This is a genomic window from Streptomyces sp. NPDC058470, assembly GCF_042721055.1.
In the GTDB taxonomy this organism is placed as follows: domain Bacteria; phylum Actinomycetota; class Actinomycetes; order Streptomycetales; family Streptomycetaceae; genus Streptomyces.
In genome coordinates this window covers 26,609-33,475 of the sequence record NZ_JBHXMF010000082.1, presented here as the reverse complement: position 1 = coordinate 33,475, position 6,867 = coordinate 26,609, and the positions used below count along the sequence as shown (strand labels likewise).

5 protein-coding genes are annotated in these 6,867 nt (G+C 70.3%); 1 reads left to right on the top strand and 4 read right to left on the bottom strand.

Features of this window, described 5'->3' with window-relative positions; translation table 11 throughout:
- Nucleotides 1-45: 45 nt before the first annotated feature.
- The 3 genes from ACFWP7_RS38650 to ACFWP7_RS38640 form a co-directional block, all read right to left on the bottom strand.
- A complete protein-coding gene (locus ACFWP7_RS38650; RefSeq protein ID WP_384391951.1) occupies nucleotides 46-831 on the bottom strand; it encodes an aldo/keto reductase in 786 nt (261 codons plus the stop codon).
- Nucleotides 832-1,120: 289 nt separating this feature from the next.
- The gene (locus ACFWP7_RS38645) at nucleotides 1,121-2,947 is read right to left on the bottom strand and encodes an AMP-dependent synthetase/ligase (RefSeq protein ID WP_384391945.1); all 1,827 of its coding nucleotides are present in this window, start codon (nucleotides 2,945-2,947) and stop codon (nucleotides 1,121-1,123) included.
- 305 nt (nucleotides 2,948-3,252) lie between these two features.
- Nucleotides 3,253-4,743, bottom strand: coding sequence for an MFS transporter (locus tag ACFWP7_RS38640; protein WP_384391942.1), 1,491 nt, complete (start codon nucleotides 4,741-4,743; stop codon nucleotides 3,253-3,255).
- Between the two features lie 113 nt (nucleotides 4,744-4,856).
- Between ACFWP7_RS38640 and ACFWP7_RS38635 the strand changes: the two genes are divergently transcribed.
- Complete coding sequence (locus tag ACFWP7_RS38635; protein ID WP_384391939.1) at nucleotides 4,857-5,837, top strand: Lrp/AsnC family transcriptional regulator; 981 nt, start codon at nucleotides 4,857-4,859, stop codon at nucleotides 5,835-5,837.
- On the opposite strand, the gene ACFWP7_RS38630 is transcribed toward ACFWP7_RS38635, so the two are convergent.
- Nucleotides 5,834-6,697 carry a LysR substrate-binding domain-containing protein gene (locus ACFWP7_RS38630; protein ID WP_384391936.1) on the bottom strand — a complete coding sequence of 288 codons (864 nt, stop codon included), beginning with the start codon at nucleotides 6,695-6,697 and terminating at the stop codon, nucleotides 5,834-5,836. The genes ACFWP7_RS38635 and ACFWP7_RS38630 overlap by 4 nt on opposite strands.
- Nucleotides 6,698-6,867: the final 170 nt, after the last annotated feature.

Sequence of the window (6,867 nt, the reverse complement as noted above, 5' to 3'; positions counted from 1 at the left end):
CGTGCTGCGCGTCCGGGCCGGCGTCGTCGTCCGTGCGGGTCCGGCTCAGTTGAGTTTCGCCGGGTCGGGACCCAGGCGGCGGTCCTCGTTCAGGGCGGAGATCGCCGCGATGTCCTCGGCGTCCAGGGAGAAGTCGAAGATGTCGATGTTCTCCTTGATCCGGGACGGGGTCACGGACTTGGGGATCACGACGTTCCCCAGCTGGAGGTGCCAGCGCAGCACGATCTGGGCCGGGGTGCGGCCGTGCTTCTGGGCGACGGCGACGATCGCCGGCACTTCGAGGAGGCCCTTGCCCGAGCCGAGCGGGGACCAGGCCTCGGTGGCGATGCCCTGCTCCGCGTTGTACTCACGCGTCGCCAACTGCTGGAGCCGCGGGTGCAGTTCGATCTGGTTGACGGCGGGGATGACGGACGTCGCCGCGATCAGCGCCTCCAGGTGCTCCGGGAGGAAGTTGGAGACGCCGATGGACTTGGCCCGGCCGTCCGCGAGGATCTTCTCGAAGGCCTTGTACGTGTCGATGTACTTGCCTCGGTCCGGTGTCGGCCAGTGGATCAGGTACAGATCCACGTATTCCAGGCCGAGCTTCTCCAGAGACGTGTCGAACGCACGCAGGGTCGAGTCGTACCCCTGGTCGTCGTTCCACAGCTTGGTGGTGACGAAGAGATCCTGACGGGCGATTCCGGAGGAGGCCAGGCCTCTGCCGGTGCCCTCTTCATTGCCGTAGAGCGCCGCAGTGTCGATGCTGCGGTACCCGGCCTCCAGCGCGGTGGCGACCGCCCGCTCCGCCTCGTCGTCCGGCACCTGCCAGACGCCGAAACCAAGCTGCGGCATCTCGACGCCGTTGTTCAGGATGATCGGGGGGACCTTGCTCACGAGCTCTCGATCCTTCAGTCGTCGGGTGATACCACCATCGTGAACGATCACGGCCCGTGTCGCATTCCTGGACGGTGGATTCGTCGCGCGGACCCGCAACGCGAGCAGCCCGGGACCGGCCGGACATGGACCCGAGGTACGCGTCCCTGCCCTTCGGGTCCCCGCGGCACGGCCTCCGGCCCGAGGGGATGGTGGGCCGTGAGCGACGGCCTCCGTCAGCGCCTCGTCACCGTGTCTTCGAGCGGGCTCACGCCTTGTACAGCGCCTCGACCTCCGTCGAGTACGCGTCCTCGATCGCCTTCCGCTTCAGCTTCAGCGAGGGCGTCAGCAGCCCGTGCTCCTCGGTGAACTGGTGGGCCAGTATCCGGAACGTACGGATCGACTCGGCCTGCGACACCAGCGTGTTCGCGGCGACCACCGCGCGCCGCACCTCGGTCTCCAGGTCGGGGTCGCGCACGAGGTCGGCGGCGGTCATCTTCGCCTTGCCGCGCATCTGGAGCCAGTGCTCGACGGACTCGGAGTCGAGGGTGACGAGCGCGGCGATGTAGGGGCGGTCGTTGCCGACGACGATGCACTGGGCGACCAGCGGATGGTCGCGTACGCGCTCCTCCAGCACCCCCGGCGAGACGCTCTTGCCGCCGGAGGTCACCAGGATCTCCTTCTTGCGCCCGGTGATGGTGAGGTAGCCGTCCTCGTCGAGCGAGCCCAGGTCGCCGGTGGCGAGCCAGCCGTCCTGCAGGGTGGCGTCGGTGGCCTTGTGGTCGTTCAGATAGCCCTGGAAGACATTGTCGCCGCGCAGCCAGATCTCGCCGTCGTCCGCGATGTGCACGGTGGTGCCGGGGATGGCCTGCCCGACGGTGCCGAACCGGGTGCGCTCGGGCGGGTTGGCGGTCGCGGCCGCCGTGGACTCGGTGAGCCCATACCCCTCGTAGATGAAGACACCCGCGCCCGCGAAGAACAGCCCCAGCCGTCGGTCCATCGCCGAACCGCCCGACATGGCGTGCTTCACCCGGCCGCCCATCGCGGCCCGCACCTTGGAGTAGACGAGCTTGTCGAAGACCTGGTGCTGCATGCGCAGGCTGGCCGAGGGGCCGGGTCCGATGCCCCAGGCCTTCGCCTCGATCGCCTCCGCGTACCGCACGGCGACGTCGACGGCCTTCTCGAAGGGGCCCGATCTGCCCTCCTTCTCGGCCTTGCGGCGGGCCGCGTTGAAGACCTTCTCGAAGATGTACGGGACCGCGAGGAAGAACGTCGGCCGGAAGGCGGCCAGGTCCGGCAGCAGGGCCGCCGCGTTCAGCTGCGGCTGGTGTCCGAACTTGACTCGCCCGCGGATCGCGGCGACCTGCACCATGCGTCCGAAGACATGCGCGAGCGGCAGGAACAGCAAGGTGGCCGCCTCGTCGCCCCGTTTGGAGTGGAAGACCGGCTCCCAGCGCTCGATGACGGTGTCCGCCTCGAACATGAAGTTCGCGTGGGAGATGAGACAGCCCTTGGGGCGCCCGGTGGTGCCCGAGGTGTAGATGATCGTCGCGACCGACTCGGGCGTGACCGCGCGCCGGTGCCGGTGCACCACCTCGTCGTCGATGTGCGCGCCCGCCTCGTACAGCTCGTGCACCGCGCCCACGTCGAGCTGCCACAGCTTGTGCAGCTGCGGCAGCCGCTCGACGACGGTGGCGATCGTCATCGCGTGGTCCTCGTGCTCCACCATGACGGCCGACACCTGTGCGTCGTACAGCATCCAGAAGACCTGCTCGGCCGAGGAGGTGGAGTAGATGGGTACGACCTGGGCGCCGATGGTCCAGAGCGCGTAGTCGAAGAGCGTCCACTCGTAGCGCGTACGGCACATGATCGCGACCCGGTCCCCGAACCGGATGCCGTGGGCGAGCAGCCCCTTGGCCAGTGCGAGCACCTCGTCGCGGAACTCGGCGGCGGTCACATCACGCCATTGCCCCTGCTCGTCCTTGCGGCCGAGGGCGATGTGGAGCGGATCCTCCTGGGCATGATCGAAGACGACGTCGGCCAAACCGCCCACCGGCGGCGCCGACGCCAACGGAGGGTTGGTGAACTCGCGCAATCCCGCTCCTAGTGGTGCTCCGCACAGCGCCGTGAAAGCTACCTCACCGTGAGGCGGGGCGGGAGGGGGGTCGCAGCGCAGAGAGGTAAGGCATACCTACTGGTCAGTCGCGGAAATGCCCACACATGTCGCAGAAATGCCCGCACATGAGGAAGAGCCGGACGGAAACTCTTACGGTTCCGTAGGTTTCCGTCCCGCAATCTCCACCGAATCTGTACGACCCGTACCGCACCGGATATCAGATGTGGAGGTCCCCCTTCCGGCCCGCGAGTGTCACTCACTGTCACCGGAGAGGCGCCCCACCGTCATCCGCGGGGCGCCCCGGCCGGCTGCTGCTCCACCGGCGCCCCGACCTTGCCCGTCACAGCCCGAGGTGTCCGCACCAGCACCAGAACCAGCGCACCGGCGATCACTCCGGTCACCCCCGCAGCCACCGCAGCCGAGTTGAGCCCCGCCGCGTACGCGGCCCGCAGGGTGTTTTCGGACAGCGCGCCCCGCAGCGCCCCGGCGCCGCCGCCCGCCAGCGTGTGGGCCGCGTCGTGCGACAGCGTGTCCTGCATACGGGAGGTCAGCACGGTGCCGAACACGGCGACCCCGAGCGCGTACCCGAGCTGGCGGGCCGTGTTGACCGCGCCGCCCGCCATGCCCGCCCGCTCGGGCGATACCGCGGCGAGCGCGGCACCCGCGATGGCAGGAGCGACGAACCCGGTGCCGATCCCCACCAGGACCAGTCCCGGCACCAGCGCCGTCCAGCTCGCGCCGGCGTCCAGGACGGCCTGGCAGAACGTGCCCGAGCCGATCAGCAGCAGTCCGCCGCCTATGGTGAGCCCCGCCGGAACCCCGTGCAGCAGTTTCCCGGCGAGGATGGCGACCACCACGGACGCCCCCGTCAGCGGCAGCAGCGCGAGCCCGCCGCGCACCGCGCTCATGCCCAGCACCGTCTGCATCCAGATCGAGGTGTACGCGAGCACGCCGAAGGCGACCCCGTTGAAGGCGAGCGCACCCGCCATCACGCCCACGAACGCCGGCTTGCGCAGCAAAGAGAGATCGAGCAGCGGATGGGCCACCCGCCGCTCCACGAGCACGAAGGCGACCAGGGCCAGTGCCGCGAGGACGAACGAGCCTGCCGGGACCGCCGACGTCCACCCGTCCGCCCCGGCCCGCACCACCCCGTACGTCGTCGCCCCCGCGAGGCACGCGAACGCCACCGTGCCCGCCCAGTCGATGGTCATCCCGCGCGGACCACGCGACTCCGGCACCACCCGCACCGTCAGCCACACCGACGCCACGCTCACCGGCAGATTGACGAAGAAGATCCACCGCCATCCGGGCCCCTCGGTGAGCACCCCGCCGAGCACCGGCCCGACCGCCGCGGCGCCGCCGCTCACGGCTCCCCACACACCGAGCGCCGCCGACCGCTGCCGCCCCTGGTAGACCGAGCCGAGCAGCGGCAGGGTCGTCGCGAGCATCGCCGCCGCGCCCACCCCCTGCAAGGCGCGCGCTGCCACCAGCATCCCGGCCCCCGACGCCAGCCCACACAGCAGCGACGCCACCGCGAACAGCACGACGCCCGCCACGTGCACCCGGCGCCGCCCCAGGATGTCGGCCGCCGCGCCTGCCCCCAGCAGCAGTGCGGCGAGCGCGAGCGCATAGCCGTCGATCACCCACTGCAGCTCACTCAGCGACGTGTGCAGCGCCCGCGCCATGTCCGGCAGCGCCACGATCGCGATCGTCACGTCCAGCAACAACATGAACGTCCCCAGGCACACCGCCGTGAGCGGTCCCCATGTGCGCATGTCCTCAACTCCCCTGTGTTCCCGATGCGTATGCCTCCGTACGATGGGCCCGTGCCGGACGATCGTGGTGGCCGTGAACGCCAGAGCGCCGGAATCCGACAGGAGTGGTCCTGATGGACTTGGAATCCGACACCTTCGACCTGCTGGACCTGCAGCTGCTGTCCGCACTGGAGTTGGACGGCCGTACTCCCTTCAGCCGGATCGCGACGGTGCTCGGCGTCTCCGACCAGACCGTCGCGCGGCGCTACCGCAGGCTGCGCGCCGAGGGCGGGCTCCGCGTCGTCGCCGTACGCGATGCCGAACGGCTGGGCCAGGACCAGTGGATCCTGCGGCTGCGCTGTGCCCCTCACAGCGCCGGGATCATCGCGGACGCGCTCGCCAAGCGCCCCGACACCGCCTGGATCGGGCTCGCTTCGGGCGGCACCGAGGTGGTCTGCATCACGCGCCCGCGCCATCCCGGTGACCACGACGAACTGTTGCTGGGCAAGCTGCCGCGCACCCCGAGCATGCTGGAGATCCGCGCCCACCAGCTGCTGCACCGCTTCTACGGCGGACCGACGGGCTGGGCGGCCAAGTTCGGGGCGCTCACGGACGAGCAGACCGCCGCGCTGCGCCCCGAGGCGCCGGCGTCCTCGGGGCCGGTCCGGATCGTCCCGGAGGACGAACCCCTGATCGCCGCCCTCGAACGCGACGGGCGCGCCACCTACCCCGAACTCCAAAGGGCCACCGGCCTCTCCGAGTCCGCCGTCAAGCGCCGTCTGGCCGCGCTGCTCGCCTCGGGTGCCGTGTTCATCGACGTGGAGTACCACTCCGAGGTCCTCGGCTACCCGCTCGCGTCCATCCTGTGGATCACCGCCGCCCCCGCCGCCCTCCACACCGTCGGGCAGGCCCTGGCCACCCACCCCGAGATCGCTTTCGCCTCGGCCACGGCCGGCTCCTCGAACATCGTCGTCACCGCCGTTGCCCGCGACACCGCCGACCTCTACTCCTACCTCAGCGGCAGACTCGGGGGCCTCGAAGGCGTCCGGCATGTCGAGACGACGCCGTTCCTGCGCCGGGTTAAGCAGCTCACGTATACGGGTCCGTCACGTTAGCCCCGGCGCAGCCGGTCCCCGCCCCCGAGGATGGCCGCCGCCAGTGCGTCCGCCGCGCCCTGGGCCGCCCTCCGGCGCCGCCCGTGCAGCAGGACGAAGTCGACCTCGCCCAGTTCAGGCAGCCCCGCCCGCTCCGGGACCCGGACAAGACCCGGCGGGATGAGCCCCCTTGAGTGGGCCATGACGCCCAGTCCCGCCTGGGCCGCCGCGATGAGCCCGTTGAGGCTGCCGCTCGTGCAGGCGATGCGCCACGACCGGCCCTGGCGTTCCAGGGCTTCCAGCGCCAGGGCCCGGGAGATGCCCGGCGGCGGGTAGACGATCAGTGGGACCGGGCGGTCGGGGTCCAGGTGGAGGCGTTCCGCGCCGATCCACACCAGGCGGTCGTGCCGGACGAGTTCGCCGCGCGGGTCCTCGGGCCGCCGCTTCGCCAGCACCAGGTCGAGCTTCCCCGCCGCGAGCTGTTCGTGGAGCGTGCCGGACAGTTCGACGGTCAGCTCCAGATCCACCTCGGGATGGTCGTACCGGAAGCTCTCCAGGATCTCCGTGAGGCGGGTGAGGACGAAGTCCTCGGAGGCGCCGAAGCGCAGCCGGCCGCGCAGCCGGGTCCCCGTGAAGAACGCCGTCGCCTGCTCCTGCACGTCCAGCAGCCGGCGGGCGAAACCGAGCATCGCCTCGCCGTCCTCCGTGAGCTCCACGGAGTGCGTGTCGCGCGTGAACAACTGCCGTCCGGTGGCGTCCTCCAGGCGGCGTACGTGCTGGCTGACCGTGGACTGGCGCAGCCCCAGACGCCGGGCGGCCTGGGTGAAGCTCAGCGTTTGCGCCACCGCGAGGAAGGTACGCAGTTGGGACGGGTCGTACATGTCCAGATGTTATCGCGAAACGTGATGACAGTCAGAGCGGTGTGAAGGATTCCCGATTGCGCTCAGGGGGAGGACGATGGAGAGGGCACGACCCACTTCAGACAATGACGTACTGAACCCCGCACAGAACGAGCAGTGGAGAACCGTGAGACGCCTGAAGTGGCCGGCTT

What these genes read in the sequence shown, in the direction of transcription:
- ACFWP7_RS38650 (WP_384391951.1), bottom strand. Translation starts at nt 831, where the DNA reads ATGCCGCAGCTTGGTTTCGGCGTCTGGCAGGTGCCGGACGACGAGGCG.
- ACFWP7_RS38635 (WP_384391939.1), top strand. Translation starts at nt 4,857, where the DNA reads ATGGACTTGGAATCCGACACCTTCGACCTGCTGGACCTGCAGCTGCTG.
- ACFWP7_RS38630 (WP_384391936.1), bottom strand. Translation starts at nt 6,697, where the DNA reads ATGTACGACCCGTCCCAACTGCGTACCTTCCTCGCGGTGGCGCAAACG.
- ACFWP7_RS38640 (WP_384391942.1), bottom strand. Translation starts at nt 4,743, where the DNA reads ATGCGCACATGGGGACCGCTCACGGCGGTGTGCCTGGGGACGTTCATG.